Annotated in this window: 22 protein-coding genes; 10 read left to right on the forward strand and 12 right to left on the reverse strand. The window is 64.3% G+C overall.

Annotated features, from left to right (window positions below; genetic code table 11):
* Window positions 1–119: 119 nt before the first annotated feature.
* Genes OKW29_RS15250 through OKW29_RS15265 form a run of 4 tightly spaced genes read right to left on the reverse strand, consistent with a single transcriptional unit; the run spans window position 120 to window position 3,873 of the window.
* Window positions 120–704, reverse strand: coding sequence for an amino acid synthesis family protein (locus OKW29_RS15250; RefSeq protein WP_184024981.1), 585 nt, complete (start codon window positions 702–704; stop codon window positions 120–122).
* Between the two features lie 50 nt (window positions 705–754).
* A complete protein-coding gene (locus OKW29_RS15255; RefSeq protein ID WP_429291627.1) occupies window positions 755–1,345 on the reverse strand; it encodes an amino acid synthesis family protein in 591 nt (196 codons plus the stop codon).
* Complete coding sequence (locus tag OKW29_RS15260; RefSeq protein WP_429291628.1) at window positions 1,321–2,259, reverse strand: UPF0280 family protein; 939 nt, start codon at window positions 2,257–2,259, stop codon at window positions 1,321–1,323. Before OKW29_RS15260 ends, OKW29_RS15255 begins: the two co-directional genes overlap by 25 nt.
* A gap of 24 nt (window positions 2,260–2,283) precedes the next feature.
* On the reverse strand, window positions 2,284–3,873 hold the full coding sequence (locus OKW29_RS15265) for a 6-hydroxynicotinate reductase (protein ID WP_429291629.1): 1,590 nt from the start codon (window positions 3,871–3,873) through the stop codon (window positions 2,284–2,286).
* 289 nt (window positions 3,874–4,162) lie between these two features.
* Between OKW29_RS15265 and OKW29_RS15270 the strand changes: the two genes are divergently transcribed.
* Entirely contained in the window at window positions 4,163–4,855 is a 693-nt protein-coding gene (locus OKW29_RS15270; RefSeq protein ID WP_429291630.1) for a TetR family transcriptional regulator, read from the forward strand.
* Here OKW29_RS15270 and OKW29_RS15275 read toward each other — a convergent pair.
* The gene (locus OKW29_RS15275; protein ID WP_429291631.1) at window positions 4,845–5,105 is read right to left on the reverse strand and encodes a hypothetical protein; all 261 of its coding nucleotides are present in this window, start codon (window positions 5,103–5,105) and stop codon (window positions 4,845–4,847) included. The genes OKW29_RS15270 and OKW29_RS15275 overlap by 11 nt on opposite strands.
* A 129-nt stretch (window positions 5,106–5,234) precedes the next feature.
* Between OKW29_RS15275 and OKW29_RS15280 the strand changes: the two genes are divergently transcribed.
* The 4 genes from OKW29_RS15280 (at window position 5,235) to OKW29_RS15295 (ending at window position 7,252) form a co-directional block, all read left to right on the forward strand.
* A complete protein-coding gene (locus OKW29_RS15280; protein ID WP_429291632.1) occupies window positions 5,235–5,699 on the forward strand; it encodes a tlde1 domain-containing protein in 465 nt (154 codons plus the stop codon).
* Window positions 5,696–6,085 (forward strand): hypothetical protein, encoded by a 390-nt coding sequence (locus tag OKW29_RS15285; protein ID WP_429291633.1) that lies wholly within the window; start codon window positions 5,696–5,698, stop codon window positions 6,083–6,085. The genes OKW29_RS15280 and OKW29_RS15285 overlap by 4 nt, the downstream gene beginning before the upstream one ends.
* 13 nt (window positions 6,086–6,098) lie before the next feature.
* A complete protein-coding gene (locus OKW29_RS15290; protein ID WP_429291634.1) occupies window positions 6,099–6,491 on the forward strand; it encodes a hypothetical protein in 393 nt (130 codons plus the stop codon).
* Between the two features lie 557 nt (window positions 6,492–7,048).
* Window positions 7,049–7,252 (forward strand): hypothetical protein, encoded by a 204-nt coding sequence (locus OKW29_RS15295; RefSeq protein ID WP_008922557.1) that lies wholly within the window; start codon window positions 7,049–7,051, stop codon window positions 7,250–7,252.
* Window positions 7,253–7,400: 148 nt separating this feature from the next.
* On the opposite strand, the gene pcaC is transcribed toward OKW29_RS15295, so the two are convergent.
* The 5 genes from pcaC to OKW29_RS15320 form a co-directional block, all read right to left on the reverse strand.
* Window positions 7,401–7,802 carry a 4-carboxymuconolactone decarboxylase gene (gene pcaC, locus OKW29_RS15300; RefSeq protein ID WP_429291635.1) on the reverse strand — a complete coding sequence of 134 codons (402 nt, stop codon included), beginning with the start codon at window positions 7,800–7,802 and terminating at the stop codon, window positions 7,401–7,403.
* A complete protein-coding gene (gene pcaD / locus OKW29_RS15305; protein WP_090807263.1) occupies window positions 7,799–8,590 on the reverse strand; it encodes a 3-oxoadipate enol-lactonase in 792 nt (263 codons plus the stop codon). The genes pcaC and pcaD overlap by 4 nt, the downstream gene beginning before the upstream one ends.
* Window positions 8,591–8,595: 5 nt before the next feature.
* Entirely contained in the window at window positions 8,596–9,975 is a 1,380-nt protein-coding gene (locus OKW29_RS15310) for a 3-carboxy-cis,cis-muconate cycloisomerase (RefSeq protein ID WP_429291636.1), read from the reverse strand.
* Window positions 9,976–10,259: 284 nt separating this feature from the next.
* On the reverse strand, window positions 10,260–10,919 hold the full coding sequence (locus tag OKW29_RS15315; RefSeq protein WP_429291637.1) for a 3-oxoacid CoA-transferase subunit B: 660 nt from the start codon (window positions 10,917–10,919) through the stop codon (window positions 10,260–10,262).
* Between the two features lie 13 nt (window positions 10,920–10,932).
* A complete protein-coding gene (locus tag OKW29_RS15320; protein ID WP_062131411.1) occupies window positions 10,933–11,640 on the reverse strand; it encodes a 3-oxoacid CoA-transferase subunit A in 708 nt (235 codons plus the stop codon).
* A 419-nt stretch (window positions 11,641–12,059) separates the two neighbouring features.
* Between OKW29_RS15320 and OKW29_RS15325 the strand changes: the two genes are divergently transcribed.
* The 3 genes from OKW29_RS15325 (at window position 12,060) to OKW29_RS15335 (ending at window position 15,095) form a co-directional block, all read left to right on the forward strand.
* Entirely contained in the window at window positions 12,060–12,989 is a 930-nt protein-coding gene (locus OKW29_RS15325; protein ID WP_184063233.1) for a LysR family transcriptional regulator, read from the forward strand.
* Between the two features lie 136 nt (window positions 12,990–13,125).
* Entirely contained in the window at window positions 13,126–13,764 is a 639-nt protein-coding gene (gene folE, locus OKW29_RS15330; RefSeq protein ID WP_184063236.1) for a GTP cyclohydrolase I FolE, read from the forward strand.
* 218 nt (window positions 13,765–13,982) lie between these two features.
* Window positions 13,983–15,095 carry a VTT domain-containing protein gene (locus OKW29_RS15335; protein ID WP_429291638.1) on the forward strand — a complete coding sequence of 371 codons (1,113 nt, stop codon included), beginning with the start codon at window positions 13,983–13,985 and terminating at the stop codon, window positions 15,093–15,095.
* Window positions 15,096–15,161: 66 nt separating this feature from the next.
* Here the strand turns inward: OKW29_RS15335 and OKW29_RS15340 are convergent, their stop codons facing one another.
* Both OKW29_RS15340 and OKW29_RS15345 read right to left on the reverse strand, forming a co-directional pair.
* Window positions 15,162–16,757 (reverse strand): diguanylate cyclase, encoded by a 1,596-nt coding sequence (locus OKW29_RS15340; protein ID WP_429291639.1) that lies wholly within the window; start codon window positions 16,755–16,757, stop codon window positions 15,162–15,164.
* Window positions 16,758–16,860: 103 nt separating this feature from the next.
* Window positions 16,861–17,706 (reverse strand): CHAD domain-containing protein, encoded by an 846-nt coding sequence (locus OKW29_RS15345; protein ID WP_429291640.1) that lies wholly within the window; start codon window positions 17,704–17,706, stop codon window positions 16,861–16,863.
* A gap of 222 nt (window positions 17,707–17,928) precedes the next feature.
* Between OKW29_RS15345 and OKW29_RS15350 the strand changes: the two genes are divergently transcribed.
* Complete coding sequence (locus tag OKW29_RS15350; protein WP_429291641.1) at window positions 17,929–18,522, forward strand: short chain dehydrogenase; 594 nt, start codon at window positions 17,929–17,931, stop codon at window positions 18,520–18,522.
* 228 nt (window positions 18,523–18,750) lie between these two features.
* Entirely contained in the window at window positions 18,751–20,337 is a 1,587-nt protein-coding gene (locus OKW29_RS15355) for an inorganic phosphate transporter (protein WP_429291642.1), read from the forward strand.
* The last annotated feature ends 53 nt before the right edge of the window (window positions 20,338–20,390 follow it).

The following is a 20,390-nucleotide window of genomic DNA, read 5'->3' on the forward strand; positions in this document are numbered from 1 at the left end:
ATCGGCGGACGTTGCGGCGCGGGCGGCACCATGCGCGCCCGCGTCAACGGCAGGACACTACCAGCGAAACAACCCGCAAAACAAGCGACGGCAAACAGGCGGCTGAAAAAAACGATCGCTCAGCGCAGGCCGTCCTCGCCTTTGATCTCGTTCGCCTGCAAGCCGCCGATGCGCGGCAGCGGCCGGCCCGACGCGGTCACCGCGACCGCCACGACGATTTCGTTCGCGCGCGGCGCATCGGCCACGCGCGCCTCGATCGCGTCGAAATGGCTGCGCACGTAGGCGGCGTCCTTGTGGCCGAGCGGCACGTCGATCGCGGTGCCGAGCGTGCCGATCTTCTTCGCCGACGGCACCAGCGCCGCGCCCTTTTCGACCGCCGCGCGCAGCGGCGCGCCGAGCTTCGGATGCAGGATCGCGGCCGCATGTTCGAGCTCGCCCGCCTCGCCGACGATCGCCGCCTTGCCGTAGCTTTGCGCCTCCCCGGGCGCGATGCCCAACGCCTCGACGCAGCGCTTGCCGAGCAGCGCGCCGAGTTCCTCGCCAGCTTCGATCAGCGCGTCGAGCTTCGCCTCATAGCGGCCCGCATACGGATTATCGATCACCGCGATCGCGACCGCGCGGCGCGCGGGCGGCTCGACGGTCTGGCCCATTTCGATGCGTGTTTCGTCGACCTGCACGACCAGCTTGCGAAGCCTGATTGCCATTTGCGCTCTCCGAGTTTCGTTGCCTTGCTGTATGGTTGCCGCGCGCCGCTTCAGCGCAAGCCATCCTGGCCGACGATCGCCTCTTTCGCGAGGCCGCCCACCCGCGCATGCACGCGCTGCCCCGTGCTCATCACGAGGATGTAGACGATCTCGTCGGCGGCGGGCGCGCCGGGCACGCGTACTTCGATCGCATCGAAGTGGCTGCGCACGTAGCTCGCGTTGACATGCGTGAGCGGCACGTCGAGCGCCGTGGACGGCGCGCCGACCTTCTTCGTCGACGGTACGATCGCGTGGGTCGGCACGCCGTGCTTTTCGAGCAGCTCGCGCATCGCGTAGCCGCCGGGCACATGCCATAGCGCGCCGTGCTCGAGTTCCCCGCGCGCGCCGACGATCGCGCCCTTCCCATAGCTTTCGATCGACGCATGCGGCACCGCCATCGCCGTCAGCAGCCGTTGCGCCATCTCGAAGCCGATCGGCTTCAGCGCTTCCATCGCGTGTTCGATTTTCGGCTCGTAGCGGCCCGCGAACGGATTCGTCATCACCGCGGCGATCGCGCCTCGTCTGAGCGGCTGCGCGGGCGCGGGGCCGAACTCGTGGAAGATGTCTTCGACGTGCGTCAGCACGCGGCGTATTTCGAACACGGAGCCTCCGTTGTCAGTGAAGCGCGCGTGGTGGACAACGCGCGTGAATCGTCGATGCCGGTGACCCGCGCTCGTCCTTGCAGGAACAGCGCGGCGCCTTCGATCAAACCCTGGCCGCGCAACCGCTTCGCGACATCGACGCCGCGCGCGAGCGCGAAATCGATCAGCGGCTGCGGCAGACGCGGCACGTCGACGGTCACCAGCAGATCGCCGAGATCGCTATCGTCCTTCAGCGACGACGCCGGACGCCGCACGATTCCCGCATGGTCGAGATCGACCCCGTTCGCGATCATCGTCGCGGCGGCGTCGGCGCTCGCGGCATCGCGCGCGAGCACGGTCACGCTGTCGGCGATGCCGAGACTGAAGCTGCGGCCGCGCCAGCCGCTCGTCGCGACGCCGCGAATCGGCTGCCGAGCGTCGAGCGTCAGATGCGCGTCGAGCGCGGGGTCGTGCGCGAAACGCGTGCCCGAGATTTGCGCGAGGTCCGCCAACACGCCCACGCGATACGTCTGCCCCGCCGCGAGGTGCAGCGCGATGTCGCCGCCGTTGTTGATGAACGCACGCGCGATGCCGTCGCGCGCGAACGCGGCGATCAGTTCGTCGGCGACGCTGCCCGCGACTGCGGCCATCGGCGTGATGAAGCTCGAACGATGCGGATGACACGCATGCCACATACGCGTCGCGACCGGCCCTCGAAGCGGGCAATCATGTCGTGCCGCCACAGCCTGCACTGGTTGCCGAAGCACGTTCAATTCGCGGACCAGCTCTTCCAGCACAGGACTGAAGCGCTCCCAGCATGCGTCATATGCGGCACGCACCGCGTCGGGCTCGCCGTCGGCGCCGAGGATCAGGTCGATCGGCCCGTGCTGCCAATGCCAGCGGTGTTCGTCGAGGCGGGTTCGGGTGGGGGTCATCGTGTGATTTTTTGGTCAGGGTGCTTAACCGGGCATTGCAGGCGGCCACGGATTGTCCGGATCGCGAGCCAGCGTCCGCCGCGCGAGCGGCGCGCCTTCCGTATGCGTCGGCCCGCTCGCGAGCACGCTCTGCAACGAGCGCACCGCCTCGACGTGGCCGCCGAGATCGCGGTACGTGTCGTACGTCATCGTGAATTCGATCGGCGCGACGAGCGCCGGTGTCGGCACCGTGCCGAACGAGCGGTCCGGCATGCGCGTCACATCGACCATCACGGTGATGCCGCCGCCCGGCCACACATAAGCCGGCGCGCCGCCGCACGTGACGTTGACGAGCTTGCGCTTGATCGCGCGCGTGAGCAGCACCGGATTCTCGGTCGCGCCGGCGCGCAGACTGCCGCCCGCGCCGCCGAGAAACAGCACCGTCGCGAGCGACGGCTCGCAGTTCTCGCCGATCCGCTCGACCGTGCGGCGCACCGCGTCGGGCATCGGCGCGATGCGCGGCACGAGCTGTGCGTCGAGTTCGTACCATTGCGCGTGTTCGCCGGTCGTCGAGACCATCAGCACGCGCATGCCCGGCTTCGCAACCGACGGATCGAATCCTTCGACGATCGCGAGCGGGTCCTGAATGTCGGTGCCCCCCCAACCGGTGCCAGGATTGGCAACCTGGAAATAGCGGCCCGGCGTCGATTTGCGGCCGCGTATCTTGAGTCCCGAGCGCGTCATGCCGAGGCAGCGGCCCGCCTGGTGCTCGGTCAGTACGCCCGTAATGTGATCGTCGACGACCACCACCTCATCGACATGGCCGAACCATTGCTTCGCGAAGATACCGATCGTCGCGGAGCCGCAGCCGACCCGCATGCGCTGCTCCTCGACACCGTCGACGATCGGCGCGACGCCGGCGCGAATCACGAGACTCGCGCCGCCGTCGATACCAAGCTCGACCGCCTCCTTGTTGCCGAGCGCGAGCATCATGTCGCAGGTCACGCGGCCTTCTTTCTTGCTGCCGCCCGTCAGATGATGGACGCCGCCGAGGCTCAGCATCTGCGAGCCGTATTCGGCCGTGCTCACGTGACCGACGATCTCGCCGTCACAGCGCACGTTGGCCTGTTCGGGGCCGAGAAAGCGGTCGGTGTCGATCTTCACCTTGAAGCTGCAATAGCTGAAGATGCCTTCGGTGACGACGGTGACCATGTCGACGTCGTCGAGCTTCGACGCGACGATGAACGGCGCGGGCTTGTAGTCGGGATAGGTCGAGGAGGCACCGACGCCGGTGACGAACAGCGCGGGTTCGGTGGTGCCTGGGTCCGCGGCGGGGGCTGTGCCGAATTCGATCGCCGCATTTGTCGGATCGGCGTCGGCATCGTTCGCACGCGACAGAAACACCACTGGATCGACGCGAATCAATCGCCCATCCGCATTCGCATAACGGTCGCACGCGCCGGTGCGCCCTTCCGAGATCTGGCACAGCACCGGACACGCATTGCATTCGATCTTGTTCGAGGCCATGCGCTCGCTGCGCGGCGCCGACTTTGCGAGCACGGTCGGCCCCGGCGTCGACGCGGTATCGCGATCGACACTCTCTGCACCGAAATCGACCTTCGTATGTTCTGTCATCGTGGGGTTCCCTACGACATCACAGGCGCGACATGGCTGGCGGTGCTGCGTGGTGCGCGAATCGTCCCGGTTTCAGGGCATTTCCGCGTGGGCCGCCCATTTTCATGTTGCGGTCACTCACCGTTCATGTAGTATCTTCTACACCAAACTCGATTGAAATCTACTCGATCAAAATCGACTGTGCAACGTGTTTTCCGTCAAACGGGATCATGGTGCAATGCGGCATCGGCGTGCTGAGTCTGTGCGCCCGCCGTTCAAAACTACGCTGACAAAGAGATCCGAGACCGTCATGAGCCCCACCGCCGCCCGCAAGCCGGGTGCCATCGGTATCCGCGCGAAACAGGCGCAGGACACGCGCGCCAAGATCCTGAAGGCGGCCATCAGGGTGTTCGCGAAGCAGGGTTATGCAAGCGGCCGCATCGAAAGTATTTCGAAGGCCGCGCGTTCGCACGACCGGATGATCTATTACTACTTCGGCAGCAAGGAGCAGCTGTTCATCGAAGTGTTGGAGACGATCTACACGCAGTTCAACGAAGCGGAAAGCAAACTCGATCTCGATCTGCGCGATCCGGTGCATGGCCTCGAACAGATGGTCGAGTTCGTCTGGCAGTACTACCTCGATCACCCGGAGTTCGTGACGCTGCTGTCGAGCGAAAATCTGCACCAGGGCAAGCATGCGAAAAAATCGCAGAAGCTCAAGGAGATTTCGGGCTACGCGATTTCGGTCGTGCAGAGGCTATTGGAGGCGGGCCGCGCGCAGGACGTGTTTCGCGCCGATATCGCGGCGCGCGACGTATATCTGATGATCGCGTCGCTCGGCTATTTCTATAACGCCAATCAGTACACGCTCGGCGCGTTTCTCGGCGAGCCGCTGATGGACGAGGCGGCGCTCGCGCATTGGCGCGAGGTGATCAAGGAGACGGTGTTGCGCGCGGTGTGCGTGCAGGCGCCGGTGAGCGTCGTAGCGACGACTACCGCATAAAAGAATATCGGCGCCCGCCGAATTCGCGAATGAATGCCGTGCGGATTCCTTCGATACCAATCCTGAACGGCGCGCATTCCTTCACAACGGTAACAGGCGTTTTCGTTTTGCGGCTTTCGTTTGCTGCGGTTTTCGTGGCTTGAGGCTTCACTGCGCCGACGTTCTTAACGTCCGGCTTTTGCACATCTGCGTTTTGAACGTTCGTTGCGGCTGCATTCTTCGCGTTCTTTTTTGTTGCTTTGATTCGCATTCTTTACATTGTGTTGCTCCGGCAATCGTTGCGGCGTGGTTCTGTTTTCCCCACGAATCGGCCCCATACTCATATTCGCCGTGATCTTTCGCGATCAATTGCACTTGCCTCTGTCGGCTCGATACGCGGATGCAGATCAAACTGACGTATATCTTAAAAATTGTGTGCAGCCAGATGCTCTGGTGTAATCGTTGGTTCGTACAACCAATGAGGAAAAAAACAAAGGTGTGGATTTACAAACATGCGAGCGGCGAGCTGTATCACGATGACAAATTCATTACCGATGACGGATATGCAGGCAAGGGCGTACACAAAAATAAACACGGTAGCCAGTATGTCCGCGACCTGGGACCGATCCCCGTCGGTCTGTATGAAATTACGGCACCGTTTCCGCACCCTAAAACTGGACCGTTCTCGATGCGGCTCAACCCTGTTGCGGGAACGAGTTTGGGCGGGCGCGACGGCTTCATGATCCACGGCGACAGCAAGACTGACCCCGGCAACGCATCAAATGGATGTATCGTTCTGCACTTGCCATACCGCAAGCAAATCTGGAACAGTGGCGACAGAATACTTAGGGTGGTACATCCATGAAGCGCACTCTTGTAGTCCTGCTGCTATCCCTTCCCGCGTTATGCCTCGCGGAATCTAAACCAGAACCCCAATGCGACAGGTGGCCGACCAACATAGCCGAGGGGAGACTAAAAAAGGCTGGCATGCTTGGCAATATCGACTATACGAAAACCCAAGCCGTGCAACTGGCGTCCGAGAAAATAGGAAAAGATGAGGATGGCGAACAGTTGTGGCGTGAGGTCTATCACATCACCTTTCACGAAAAAAACGGAAACAAGGTCAAGGTGATTGCTGTGAACGACGCTGGCGAATTTGAATGCTCAATGAGTGCCGTAGAGGTTTTTGTCGTTTCGAAGCATTTGCTGTCAAGAGTCGAGGCTGACAGAATGTTCAAGCAGATAGAGTGAGGTCTTTGAATCCATGAAACACGCTTTTGGAGTCCTGCTGCTATCCCTTCCCGCGCTATGCCTGGCGGAACCCGGACCATACCCGCCATGCGGCGACCGGTTTCCGGCCTATGTGGCCCAGATGGCGCTAAGAAAAACTGACATCCTCTCCCTGGATTTCGATGCTACGAAAACAAGGGCCGTGCGACTGGCGTCCGAGAAGATCGGTAAATATGAGGATGGCGAACCAATGTGGCGCGGGGTCTATCAGATTACCTTTGAGGAGCGAAACGGAAATAAGATCAAGCTGGTTGCTGTGTACGAGATAGGCGAACTGGAGTGTACGATTAGTGACGAGCAGTTTCTTATCGTTTCGAAACAGTTGCAGCGTGGCGGCGGGGACACTCGGTACAGGCATATCGAGTGAACCGCGCCAGTTCAGACCCGGACCCGCATCGCGCGGGTCTTTTTTTGCCTGCGAGCGGCGCGTCATAAGGCCCCTGCCTCGCTCTGTTTCAATCATTACACCCCTTGCCCGCGCGGCCTGTACGTCTGGTTCGGGTCTATCTGTAGGCTTCCACGAGATAGTCGCCAAGGCGGGCAATCGATCCGATACCGCTTCCGGCGCGAAAGCCCGTTGCGGGCCGCATGTAACCATCGCCCTCCCAGTCTTCGCACGCGTCGAGTACGGCCAGCTGCGTGGCGCGGAAGTGTCTGGCCGCCTCCCGCACGGTCGGATGCGAACGGATGGTTGGAGCAGATGGAGCCAGTACAGCCGGACTTGACGCAGCGGCTGCTGACGATCTTCTCGGTATCACCAGCGACGGGGATGCGACCATACGGAAACTGACCGCGTTGCAGGACTACGCGCGTAAAGCGCAGCGGGTGTGCGGCATCGATGGCAGCCGGAAATATTGAAAAAGGAGTCAGCCGTGCGTCGTTATACTCAGCTCTGCCCGTCAACTTTAAAAAATGGAGGTATGCGTGGGCGCTCTTTCAATATGGCACTGGCTGGTGTTTGTTCTTGTTGTCGTCATCGCGGAGATTATCCCGCTATGGCTGATCCTGAAGAAGGCGGGATATGCGGGCGCCTGGTCGCTGCTCGCCTTCATTCCGGTGGTGAACGTCATTCTGCTGTGGTTCATTGCCCTGGCCCGCTGGCCTGCATTGAACGCAAGACAGTCCTGACCTGTCGCGGCCGGTCGGAATGGACGAACTGAAATGGCCGGCCGCTACCGCAACCCTTCCTACCGCCAGTACCTCAATGCGCTGCTCGACACCCGGCCTTTATCGCCGCGCTGCGCGATGCGCAGGGCCAGTTACGTGTGCTCAGTCTTTACGACTTCGCCGCCGCGGCCGCCGCATCATCCTCGCGAAACAGCTTGTCGGCCAGATGGAATGCGGAGTTGGCCCCCGGCACGCCGCAGTAGATCGCGGTCTGCAGCAGCACTTCCTTGATCTGCTCGCGCGTCACGCCGTTGTTTTTGGCGGCACGCAGGTGCAGCGCGAGTTCTTCGCTGCGATTCAACGCCACCATCATCGCGATCGTCAGCAGGCTGCGCGTATGACGCGGCAGACCTTCACGCGTCCAGATCTCGCCCCATGCGTAACGCGTGATCAGGTTCTGGAACTCCTCGGTCAGCTCGGTGCGGTTCGCGAGCGAACGGTCGACGTGCGCGTTGCCCAGCACCGCGCGACGCACCTCCATACCGGCTTCGTAACGGTCTTCGTCGTTCATTTTGCCTCCGTCAGGAAGTCGAGTACGGTCTTCGTGAACTCACCGGCCTTTTCGATGTTGGAGATATGCGAGGCATTGAGTTCGACGTAGCGCGCGCCCGGAATCGACTGCGCAAGTTCGCGGCCTTGCGCGGCCGTGGCGGCCAGATCGTGCGTGCCGCTGATCACGAGCGTCGGCAGTTTGATGCCCGGCGTTTCGGGCCGCAGGTCGGCCGCGTCGATTGCGTCGCAGTTCGATGCGTAGCCTTCCTTGTCGGTATGCACGAACACGTCGCGGATCATCGCCAGCACGACCGGCTCGCGCTCGATGAAGTCTGCCGTGAACCAGCGCGGCAGCACCGCGTCGGCGAGCGCGAACATGCCTTCGCTGCGCGCCTTCGCGGCACGCGGCACCCACACTTCCGGCGAGCCGATGCGCGCGGCCGTGTTGCACAGCACGACGCGCTCGAAGCGGTCGCCGTGACGCGCGGCGAGTGCGACGCCGGTCAGGCCGCCCATCGATATGCCGCAGAAATTCGCGCGCGCGATCTTCAGCGTATCCATCAGGCCGAGCACGTCGCCGCTCAGCTGCTCGATCGTGTACGGACCCTTCGGCGCTTCCGAATGACCGTGACCGCGCGTGTCGTAGCGCAGCACGCGGAAGTGCTTCGACAACGCCGCGACCTGCGGCGTCCACATGGACATATCGCAGCCGAGCGAATTCGACAGCACGAGCCACGGCGCGTGGCCGTGACGATCGCCGTCGATACGATAGTGAAGCTCGGTGCCGTTGACTGCGGCGTAGGGCATGCCGGTTACTCCTTGGAATGGGCGCGCTGCGCGCGCGTGGTGTGAAGCGTCAGCGCGGCGTCGACATATGCGTGCGCCTGGCCGACGTATTGAGCGGGATCGAGCAGCTGCTTCAGGCGCTCGAGCGAAAGATGTTCGGTGACGGCCGCGTCGGCGGCGAGCACGTCATACAGCGTCTTGCCGTCGCGGATCGCCGCCTTCGATGCGCGCTCGACCAGATGATGCGCGTCGAGCCGGCCGATGGAATCGCCGAGCGCGAGCATCACCGCTTCGCCGAGGATCAGGCCGTGCGTGACGTCGAGATTCGCGGCGAGGCGCGGTACGTTCACGCTCAGGCCGGACGCGATCTGTTCGATGTTCGCGAGCGCGCCGCCCGCGAGGCGCGCGAGATCCGGCAGCGCGTCCCATTCGGCCTGCCAGCCGCCAAGCGCGCGTTCGTGCTCCTGCACCATGCCGGCGAACACGGTCGCCACGAGGCCGGGCGCGCGCGTCGCGGCCGTCAGTACCGCCGCGCAACCGACCGGGTTGCGTTTGTGCGGCATCGTCGACGATCCGCCCTTGCCGGCCGCGGCCGGTTCGGCGAGTTCGTCGATTTCGGTTTGCATCTGCAGCGACACGTCGCGCGCGATCTTGCCGAGGGTGCCGATCAGCATGCCGAACAGCGACGCCGTCTCGGCGATGCGATCGCGTTGCGTGTGCCACGGCAAGGTCGGTACCGCGAGGCCGAGTTCCTTGGCGAGCGACTGCGTGACCTGCGGCGCCGCCTCGCGCAGACTCGCGAGGGTGCCGGCCGCGCCGCCGAATTGCAGCACCAGCACACGTTCGCGCAACGCATCGAGCCGCTCGCGATGACGCAACAGCGCGTCGAGCCATTGCGCGAACTTCAGACCCAGCGTGATCGGCAGCGCCTGTTGCAGCCACGTGCGGCCGATCATCGGTGTCGCGCGATGGGTGGCCGCGAGTTTCGCGACCGCGTCGCAGGTGGCTTGCAGGCCGCCGTCGAGCAGGTCGAAAGTGTCGCGCAGTTGCAGTACCGTCGCGGTGTCGATGATGTCCTGGCTCGTCGCGCCCCAATGCACGTATTTGCCAGCTTCGGCATCGGCGGCTTTGACGCGTGCAGTCAGTTGCTTGACGAGCGGAATCGCGAGATTGCCGCCGAGCGCGGCGTCGCGTGCGAGCGCGTCGGCGTCGAGCTGGTCGGCCTGGCAGGCCGCTTCGATCGCGGGGACGGCGGATTCGGGAATGACTTTGTGCGCGGCAGAGGCACGCGCGAGCGCGGCTTCGACGTCGAGCATCCGCTGCAGCGTGGCACGCGGCGCCCAGATGTCGTTCATCGGCTGTGTGCCGCAAAGAAGGCCAGTCAGACGGGCGCTGGAGTCGAGCATGGTGACGACGATGTTTGAGGGAATCGGAAGCGAAGAAGCGGCACGGCGCGCGGCGGTTCGAAGCAGACGCCGTGGCGGAGCAAGCGCTCGTGCCGTGCGTATGCCGCGGTATGTGCTGCGTATTGTGCGCCAAACGCGGTCAGCCCGTCGCTGAAGTTGCCAGGCCAGCGCTGACGAGGAGTTCGCCCCGTCAGCGCTGGCCCGTTCGCGCAATGCCGCTTTCGGACGAGACGCCATCGACGCGGCCGCAAAGCAGACCGCCGCCGCGACGCCTCAGCCAACCATCAGGCCGCGCGCGCGGCCTGCGTGCCGTCGGTCATCGGCACACCGGTCAGCTTCAGCAGTTCGTCGAAGCCGATGTCCGTGAAAATCTCGCGCACGACGAGGCCTTCCTTCGTGACGTCGATCATTGCGAGGTCCGTATAGATACGGGTCACGCAACCGATACCGGTGACCGGGTACGAGCACTCGGCGGTGATCTTGCTCTCGCCCTGCTTGGTCAGATGCTCCATCATCACGTAGACCTGCTTCGCGCCGATCGCGAGGTCCATCGCGCCGCCGACCGCCGGAATCGCGTCGGGTGCGCCGGTGTGCCAGTTCGCGAGATCGCCCTTCGCCGACACCTGGAACGCGCCGAGCACGCAGAAGTCCAGATGGCCGCCCCGCATCATCGCGAACGAATCCGCGTGATGGAAGTAGGCGCCGCCCGTCAGCAGCGTGACGTGCTGCTTGCCGGCGTTGATCAGTTCGTCGTCTTCCTGGCCCTTCGCCGGTGCCGGGCCCATGCCGAGCAGACCGTTTTCGCTGTGCAAGAAGATTTCCTTGTCTGCGGCGAGGTGGTTCGCCACCAGCGTCGGCACGCCGATGCCGAGGTTCACGTAAGCGCCTTCAGGGATGTCCTGGGCAACGCGCCTGGCCATTTCATCGCGAGTCAGTTTCTTCATGTCGGTCTCCGGGTCAGGCAGCAGCGTCGTGAGGATTGGGCGTGGGGGCATGCGCCGCTTGCGGCACCGCGATCACGCGTTGCACGAAAATGCCGGGCGTGACGATTTCTTCCGGATCGAGGCCGCCGAGCGGCACCACTTCCGACACCTGCACGATCGCGGTCTTCGCGGCGCTCGCCATGATCGGTCCGAAGTTACGCGCGGTCTTGCGATAGATCAGGTTGCCCCAGCGATCGCCCTTGTACGCCTTGATCAGCGCGAAGTCCGCGTGCAGCGGCGCTTCGAGAACGTAGTGACGGCCGTCGATCAGACGGGTTTCCTTGCCTTCGGCGAGCTTGGTGCCGTACGCGGTCGGCGTGAAGAAGCCGCCGATGCCCGCCCCCGCGGCGCGGATGCGCTCGGCGAGGTTGCCTTGCGGCACGAGTTCGAGTTCGATTTCGCCGGCGCGATAGAGCGCGTCGAACACATACGAGTCGGTCTGGCGCGGGAACGAGCAGATGATCTTGCGCACGCGCTTGGCCTTCAGCAGCGCCGCGAGGCCGATATCGCCGTTACCTGCGTTGTTGTTGACGATGGTGAGGTTGCGCGCGCCCTGCTCGATCAGCGCGTCGATCAACTCGGACGGCATGCCGGCCGTGCCGAAGCCGCCGATCATGACGGTCGCGCCGTCGTGGACATCGGCGACCGCCGATTGAAGTGTCTCGAAAATCTTGTTGATCATGTCGAATTTCCTTTGGGGGCGCTACGTGCCGCTGGGCTGACAGCCGTAACCGGCAAGGCTCGCGCGGAAACAGTCTCCGGGCATGCTGGCGACGGCTCGCGAGGGGGAGAGCGGGCTGGCGCCTTCGATTGCTTCGCCGCTGAATTGTTCGTTGTGTGAACAGTGATTCGTTTAGCGAACGCTTCGGCGATTATGGTTGTCCTGTGGGCGGGTTGTCAAGGCAGGGAAACCCCCTTCATCATAGGTCGCCGCGCGCGGCGGCGAAGGTCCGGGATGCCCTCGTCCAGCGCTCGCCCTGCGCGCGAAAATGCCGGCCGCGCAAAATCCCATTATGCTTACGGGCGATTTTTCAACTAGGCTCTATAGCGATACGGCATAATCATTCCCTTGCGCCGCCCGCCCCGCGAGCCATAACAAGCATGTCCGAGACACATCTGGATCTGAACCTGATCCCCTATCTGGTCGCGATGGAAGACACGCGCAACGTGAGCCGCGCCGCCGAGCAGCTCGGTGTGAGCCAGCCGCGCGTGAGCACCGCGCTTGGCCGCCTGCGCGAATACTTCGACGATCCGCTGTTCGTGCGCACATCGAAAGGCATGGAGCCGACACCGCGCGCGCTCGCGATCCTGCCCGCCGCGCGCGACGCGTTGCTGCGCATCGAGAAAGGCATGCTCGACGTGCAGGATTTCGATCCGGCGACGAGCACGCACACGTTTTCGATCGCGCTGTCCGACGTCGGCGAAATCGTGTTTCTGCCGCGTCTTTTGCAGCTGTTCGCCGAGCGCGCGCCGTCCGCGAATCTGCGCTCGGTCACGCTGTCGCCGTCGCAAGTGGAACGCGGGCTCGAATCGGGCGATGTCGATCTCGCCGTCGGCTATTTTCCGGACCTGGCGGGCAATAACTTCTTTCAGCAGCGGCTCTTCACGCACCGCTTCATCTGCCTGATGCGCAGCGGACATCCGCTGTCGAAGGGGCCGCTCACGCTCGAGCAATACGTGGCGTCCGGGCATGCGGTCGTGCGCGCCGAGGGACGCAGCCAGGAAGTGCTCGAGCAGTACCTCGAAAAGAAGCGCATCAAGCGACGCGCGGTGCTCGAAACGCCGCACTTCATGAGCCTGCCTTTCATCCTCGCGCGCACCGATCTGCTCGCGACCGTGCCGCACGCGATCGGCTTCGCGTACGTGTCGGAGCATGCGTCGATCATGCTCGTCGAGCCGCCGCTGCCGCTGCCGCGCTTCGACCTGCGGCAGCACTGGCATCGCAAGTTTCATAACGATCCGCGCGGCAGCTGGCTGCGCGGCGTGGTCGCCGAGCTGTTCAACGATGCGATGGACGAATGGCCGAAGTAGCCGTGCGCAGCACGCCCGCGACTGCCCCTGCCGCGAAAGGGGCATCGGCACCTTCAGCGCAAAACATGGAACAATGACCTCAGTTACTGACCCCGCGCGCCGCGCAGCGTCGACGCGCGATCCAGGAGAGCGACGCATGACCAGCAGCAAGGCAAAGAAGACCAAACCCGTAGCAGCCACCGAGCGCCCGAGCCGCGAAGAAGCCGAGGCAGCCGTGCGCGTGCTGCTGCGCTGGGCCGGCGACGATCCGCAGCGCGAAGGCCTGATCGACACGCCGGCACGCGTGACGCGCGCTTACGACGAGTTTTTCGTCGGCTACCAGGTCGATCCGCGCGACATCCTCGCGCGTACCTTCTCCGAAGTGGACGGCTACGACGAAATGATCGTGCTGAAGGATATCCGCTTCGAAAGCTACTGCGAGCACCATATGGTGCCGATCATCGGACGCGCGCACGTCGCGTATCTGCCGAACCATCGCGTGGTCGGCATTTCGAAGCTCGCGCGCCTCGTCGATGCGTTCGCGAAACGGCTGCAGATCCAGGAAAAGATGACGGTGCAGATCGCCGATACGCTGAACGACGTGCTGCAGCCGGCCGGCGTGGGCGTGATTCTCGAAGCCGCGCATCAGTGCATGTCGACGCGTGGCGTGCACAAGGCGGGCGTCACGATGGTCACGTCGCGCATGCTCGGCACGTTCCGCACCGATCCGTCGACACGGCGGGAGTTTCTGGCGATCGTCGGGAATCCGGGCGTGGTGGCGATGCCGAATGCCTGATGAGGTGGATCCGGGGGCCGCTTGTGGTTCGTTGACGATGCAGCCCCCGCCCCTGCGAATCCAGCGTGCGCGCCCGCGCGCACTCTCTTCAAGCATGCCGGCCACCTTGCGGTGGGCACGCGGGGTTGACAGTTAGTTGCGTATTGACGATTGAGGCCGATGGTCGATACCGGCCGTCCACGCATGGCAGCCCAACAGCAGCAACAGGAGCGCCTCAATTGGTCGAGTTTCCGTTGTCGGCGGTTTCAACCTGGGGCAGCGCTATCGTGTTCGTCAACGTCCTGCTGACGCGCCTCGGCGTACCGATTCCGGCCGTGCCGATGCTGCTGTTCGCGGGCTCGGCGATCGCCGCGGGCACCCTGGCGTTCTGGCCGACCCTCGGCGCGGCGGTGCTGGGCGCATTGATCGGCGACGGCACCTGGTTCACAGCGGGCCGGCTGTATGGACGCAAACTGCTCGCGTGGCTCGGCCGCTTGTCGCCCGCCGTCGATACGAGGCTGGAAACCGCGCGCGCGCTATTCGAACGCTATGGCGTGACGCTCGTGTCGGTTTCGAAGTTCGTGCCCGGCCTCGGCCTGATCACGCCGCCGCTGATGGGTACGACCGCCGTCGACATCCGCATCTACGCACTATGGGATCTGGCGAGCGTGATCGCGTGGGCGACGTTCTGGCTGCTCGGCGGCGCGGCCGTGGAACGCGAGGTGCATATGCTGCGCGCGTTCGTCGAGCAGCGCGGCGGCACGATCGCCGACATTCTTCTTGCGGTGGCGCTCGTCTATCTGCTCTACCGGCTGTATCTGCGATATTACGAACGGCGCCGGTTCACGCGAGCCACGTCGGCCCAAGCCGCGCCGATGCTGGCCGCGCCGACGCAGGCCTCATCGGCGAGTGCCGCCGCGTCGAGCATGCCGTGGCGCTGGCGGCGCTCCGGCCGCCTGCGCCGCATGGCGCCGTCCCGCGTGCTCGATGCGCGGCCCGGCGCTGCGCTGCTCGATCTGCGACGCCAGATTCCCTACGCGCGCGCGCTCGATCCGCATTCGCCTGAACAGATCGACGGCGCGCTGCGCACGCACGACCTGGTCATCTATTGCATCTGCCCGGACAGCGCGACCGCGCTCGAAGTCTCGCAACATATGCGCAGCAATGGCTACACGCGGATTCGCGCACTGCGCGGCGGGCTCGATGCATGGCAGCGGCGTGGCTTCCCGGTGGGCTTGCTGGCTCACGCGGATGGTGCGGCCGCCGATCGGCCGCGCTCGGCGTTGCTGGACGAAACACCAGCGGCGGTGACGTTGCGCGGCTTCGCGCCGCGCAGTGCGGAGCGCGCCTGAATTGCGCTGCGTCGCGACAATCTGGGCCGGGAAGGCGCTCACGCTCACGCGAACGAACACCTGGCGTTATGGCGCCGCCCCCGTGCGCGAGACCCCCTGCGCCGCCGAATACTCGTCCCACTGCGCCGACCGGGTGCGATTGCGCCCTTCGTTCTTCGCCACATACAACTGTCCATCAGCGGCCGCCATCAGTTCGAGTCCGTTCGCGACATCCGTGGCGCTCGGCAGCGCCGTTGCGCAGCCGACGCTCACCGTCACCGCCTGCGGCGCATCGTGTCCGCGCACGATGACCTGGTTTTCCACCTTGCGACGAATCTGCTCCGCGACCGCGAACGCGCCCTGCGCGGTCGTATCCGGCAGCACCACCGCGAACTCTTCGCCGCCGTAGCGCGCGACCAGATCGGCCGAGCGCCGCGCCACGGACGCGATGCAATCAGCCACCGCGACCAATACCTCGTCGCCGCTCTCATGGCCGTAGGTATCGTTGAAACGCTTGAAGTGATCGATATCGATGAACAGCACCGACAACGGCTTGTTGTCGCGTCGCGCCCGCTTCCATTCGTCGTCGAGCCGCTTGTCGAGCACGCGGCGATTGCGGAGCCCGGTCAGCGGATCGGTCGCGGCAAGACGCAGCAGCGCGGCCTGCGCGCGCTGTTTGTCGCGCAGCGCGAACGCGAGCAGCCACGACACGAGCACGAACACCGAGCCGAACGAGATGGTCAGCGCAGCGGCCACGTGGCTGCGACGCTGCCACGGCGCGAGCACGTCATCGACAGCGGGCGCGATCGCCACGATCAGCGGCGTGCCCGGTACGTGCGTGTAGGTGAAGATGCGACGCACACCGTCGACCCGCGAGACCGATACGTAGCTGCCGGAGTCGTGCACCGTCATCGGTGCGAAGGTCGGTGACTTGGCGACGCTGGTGCCGATAGCGCGCGCGTCGAACGGCTTGCGCGCGAGCAGCGTGCCGTCCGCCATCACGATGAAAACCGAGCCGTGCTCGCCGGTGTCGATCCGGTCCAGCAGGTGCTGGAAATACTCGATGCGGATCGCGAGCAGCGCGATGCCGGCGAAGCGGCCTTGCGCATCGTCGATGCGCCGCGTCAGCGCGATCGACAGCTTGCCGCCACGCAGCCGCGACATGAACGGATGCGAGAAATACAGGCCCGCCGCCGGATTGCGCTGATGCACCTGAAAGTATTCGCGATCGTCGAGATGGACGGTGGTGTTGGCGTCGGCGTACTGCGCGGCGGCCACTTCACCGTCGGCGCCGACTATATACGCGCCGCCGAGAAACGCGGCGGTGGTCGCGCGATCGAACAGCATCGCCTGGCGCACCGGGACCGGCAGCGTCCAGGTGAGCGGATCGCCCGCGGCATCCACCATCGATTGCAGCGACAGACTATAAATTTCGACGTTGCGCGCGAGATCGGCGGAAATGATCGACACGAGGTTTTGCGACGTCTGGCGCGCATGATCGAGCATTTCGCGGCGGCCTTCGCCGACCTCCACCGCCGTCAGGATCGACATCGCCAACGCGACGAGCGTGCCGGCGACGCCGGCCACCCACGGGCGGTTGCCAACATAGCGGGTCATCCCGGCTCGAACGGCGCGCAACGTCAGGCGCACCCGATGACGCAGCGAAAGCCCATGCGGTGCCACGCTCCTCGCCTCCTTCGCGGACTATTCTTTCGGGCCGCAGCGCGGTGCGCCGTGCATTTTGGGCTGCGGATCCTCCGCGCTAGCGAGGACCGAACGCGCTCTCTCAGCCCAGTAGCTCCGACGCCGCGCGCAAGCGGCGTTTGCGTTTCCTGTCGAGCCAACCCAACGCGGCTTCGATGTGGTCCGCGTCGGCAAGCGACGCGGCATTGTCGCGCAACAGCGTTTCGCTGGCGACGGTATCGTTGAGCACGCCGAAGCGCTTCTGGATTTTTTTCAGGCGCTTGAGCGTGCGCTTATGGCTGGTTTTAAGCACCGGCCCGAAAAACTCGAACAGATAGCGCAGTTTCTTGCCCGCTTTTCTGACATCGTGAAAGGCTGCGTAATTCGAGCGTTTCGCATGGCGCGCGCGTTTGATGCGCTTTTTCGATGAGCGCTCCGACGCCCCTATGCGTCGAGCGGCAAATTTGCGCAGCGCAATAGCCGAATCGTGCGTGGCATGCAGTTGCGCGGAAGTGGTGGCCAACGCATCGCGCAGCAGGTGTTTGACGTCGGCGTTCAACAACGTCTCGCGGCTGGTCGCCAGCGTGTCGCGGCGCGCCTGCTCGAGCTTCGGCATCAATGCTTGCGCGCCGCTGTCTTGCTGCTTGAGCAACGCGATCAGGATGTCCCAATCGCGCGTTTTACCCGCCGCGGTGGCGAGAAACTTGTAGACCGCGCGTTGCCGGGAATTTTCGCCCTTGTCGAGCAGCGGTGCGAAAGCCCACCATAACGAACGCAAACGCCGCAGTGAAACGCGCAGTTTGTGCAGCGCCTCGGGTGACGCGTCGCCGTGCACCCCGTTGGCGAGCCGGATTGCCTCATCGACGAGCGGCGCGGCATAGGAAGTGAAGGCACGCTGTGCCGGTTCGTCCTCTACCGGCTCGTTGACTGTCTCGCTGTCTTGCTTCATCGACGCTCCCGGGAAACATGACCTCACTTCCAGCGTAGCAAAAATGATGCTCAGGAGGATCGCGGCGCGTATCAGCCGGCTCTTCCCTCACGCGCTGGCGCGCCGCGCCGGCAGCGTCTATCCTCGACCGATAGGATCGCGCGTTGCACGGTTCGGCGAGTGCTCCGGCGACGATGCAGTGTGCAGTGCGGCAAATGCCGCAAACAGACCTTAGGAGGATGTATGCGAATACTCGTTGTCGGTGCGACCGGCCTGCTCGGTTCGCACATCGTGAGGCTGCTCGCCACGGAGCATGACGTGGTCGGCGCGAGCCGCAAAGGTTCGGCACTGCGCGTCGACCTGTCGGACAAACGCAGCATCGAAGCGATGTATGCGCAAGCCGGCAGCTTCGACGCGATCATCTGCGCGGCCGGCTCCGCGAAATTCGCGCCGCTCGCGGCGCTTGGCGACGAAGACTTTTCTTTTAGTCTTGCCAACAAACTGATGGGGCAGGTCAATCTGGTGCGCTGCGGCGTGGACCATGTGTCGCAAGGCGGCTCGTTCACACTGACGAGCGGCGTGCTTGCGCAACAGCCGATGGAAGGCAGCGCCGCGGTCAGCATCGTCAATGCGGGTGTCGAAGCGTTCGCGCGCTCGGCCGCGCTCGAGTTGCGGGGCAAGGCCCGCGTCAATGTGGTGAGCCCGGGGTGGGTCGCCGAAACGCTCGAATCGATGGGCCGCGATCCATCGCAAGGGGTACCGGCGGAAATCGTCGCGCAAGCTTATAAACGCACGCTCGGTGGCAGCGCAAGCGGCGAAGTAGTCAGCGCATCGTAAGCGCGACCGAAGCCCGCTCGCCGCTCGTGTTATTCATCAAGTCCGGTTCGGACATCTTACTATTCCCGTCCGCCAGCCTGCGTAGTATTTACCGGCGTGAGCGGCGTAGCATAGGCCGCGCCGCGTCTGCCTTTCCCGCACCCCAATGCCGACACGTAGTTGTCATCCTTGCGACACACAGCGAAAGCAGCATCAAAAACTCTGCGAACACTTTTTGGGGCTCACGTCATGCCGGAACTTTCGTATCCGCAACCAGGCGCCGCCAGCGGCAAAGGCCGTAACGCGGGCCTGGTTATTTTCGTTGCCCTGCTCATCGCGGGCGTCGTGTACTGCGGCGTTCATCTGATAGACGATCTGCAGCCGGTACGCGAAAGCTCGGTACTGCCGTATCTGCTGCTCGGTGTCGCGCTGCTGATCGCGCTCGGCTTCGAGTTCGTCAATGGCTTTCACGATACGGCCAACGCGGTCGCCACCGTCATCTATACCCACGCGCTGACGCCGAATATCGCGGTCGTCTGGTCCGGCGCGTGGAATTTTCTGGGCGTGCTGACGTCGAGCGGGGCGGTCGCCTTCGGCGTGCTGCAACTGCTGCCCGTCGAGTTGATTCTGCAGGTTGGCAGCGCCGCCGGCTTCGCGATGGTATTCGCGCTGCTGATCGCCGCGATCATCTGGAATCTGGGCACGTGGTCTTTGGGCCTGCCGTCTTCGAGTTCGCACACGCTGATCGGCTCGATCATCGGCGTAGGTCTGATGAATCAGATGCTGCATGGTGCGAACGGCACCAGTGGCGTGGACTGGAATCAGGCGCTCGGCGTCGGCAAGTCGCTGCTGTTTTCGCCGATCGTGGGCTTTCTGCTTGCGGGCCTGCTGCTGCTGATCCTGAAGGCCGTCGTGCGCGTGCCCGCGCTGTATGCCGAGCCGAAGGGCAAGGAGCCGCCGCCGTTCTGGATTCGCTGCCTGCTGATTCTGACCTGCACGGGCGTGTCGTTCGCGCATGGCTCAAACGACGGCCAGAAAGGCATGGGGCTGATCATGCTGATCCTGATCGGTACCGTGCCCACCGCCTACGCGCTGAACAAGGCGGTCACGCCGGCGCAAACGCAGAACTTCGTCGCGGTCGCGCATCAAACCGCGGCGACGCTGTCGCGCTACACGCAGGGCGCGGTGCCTTCCGCGGATCCGCGCGCCGACGTCGAGGCCTTCGTGCGCACCCGTCAGCTGACGCCCGCCACGCTGCCGGCGCTGCAGCAGCTGACCGAGCAGATCGGTCGCCAGGTCGGCGAGTCGGGCTCGATGGCCGCGGTGCCGCAAGGCATCGTCGATAACGTGCGCAACAACATGTATGTCACCTCCGAGGCGATCCGTCTGATGCAGAAGGCCAATCAGCCGCAGTTCTCGCCCGAAGACGCGAAGGTCATCGCCAACTTCAGAACGCAGATCGACCACGCGACCAAGTTCATTCCGCCGTGGGTCAAGGTGGCAGTCGCGATCGCGCTGGGTCTCGGCACGATGGTCGGCTGGAAGCGCATCGTCGTTACGGTGGGCGAGAAGATCGGCAAACAGCATCTGACGTACGGCCAGGGCGCGTCGGCTGAACTCGTCGCGATGGTCACGATCGGTGCCGCCGACGTCTACGGTCTGCCGGTGTCGACGACCCATGTGCTCTCTTCCGGCGTGGCCGGCACGATGGCGGCCAACGGCTCGGGTCTGCAATGGACCACGGTGCGCAGTCTGATCCTCGCATGGGTGCTGACGTTGCCCGCGTCGATCGCGCTCGCGGGCGGACTGTTCTGGGTGTTCCGTTCGGTGTTCTGAGTTCGCCGATCTGGCGGGGCGAAGCAAGAAGAAAAGCGCGGTACGCTGATATA

Source organism: Paraburkholderia sp. CI3 (assembly GCF_050436505.1).
Classification (GTDB): domain Bacteria; phylum Pseudomonadota; class Gammaproteobacteria; order Burkholderiales; family Burkholderiaceae; genus Paraburkholderia; species Paraburkholderia tuberum.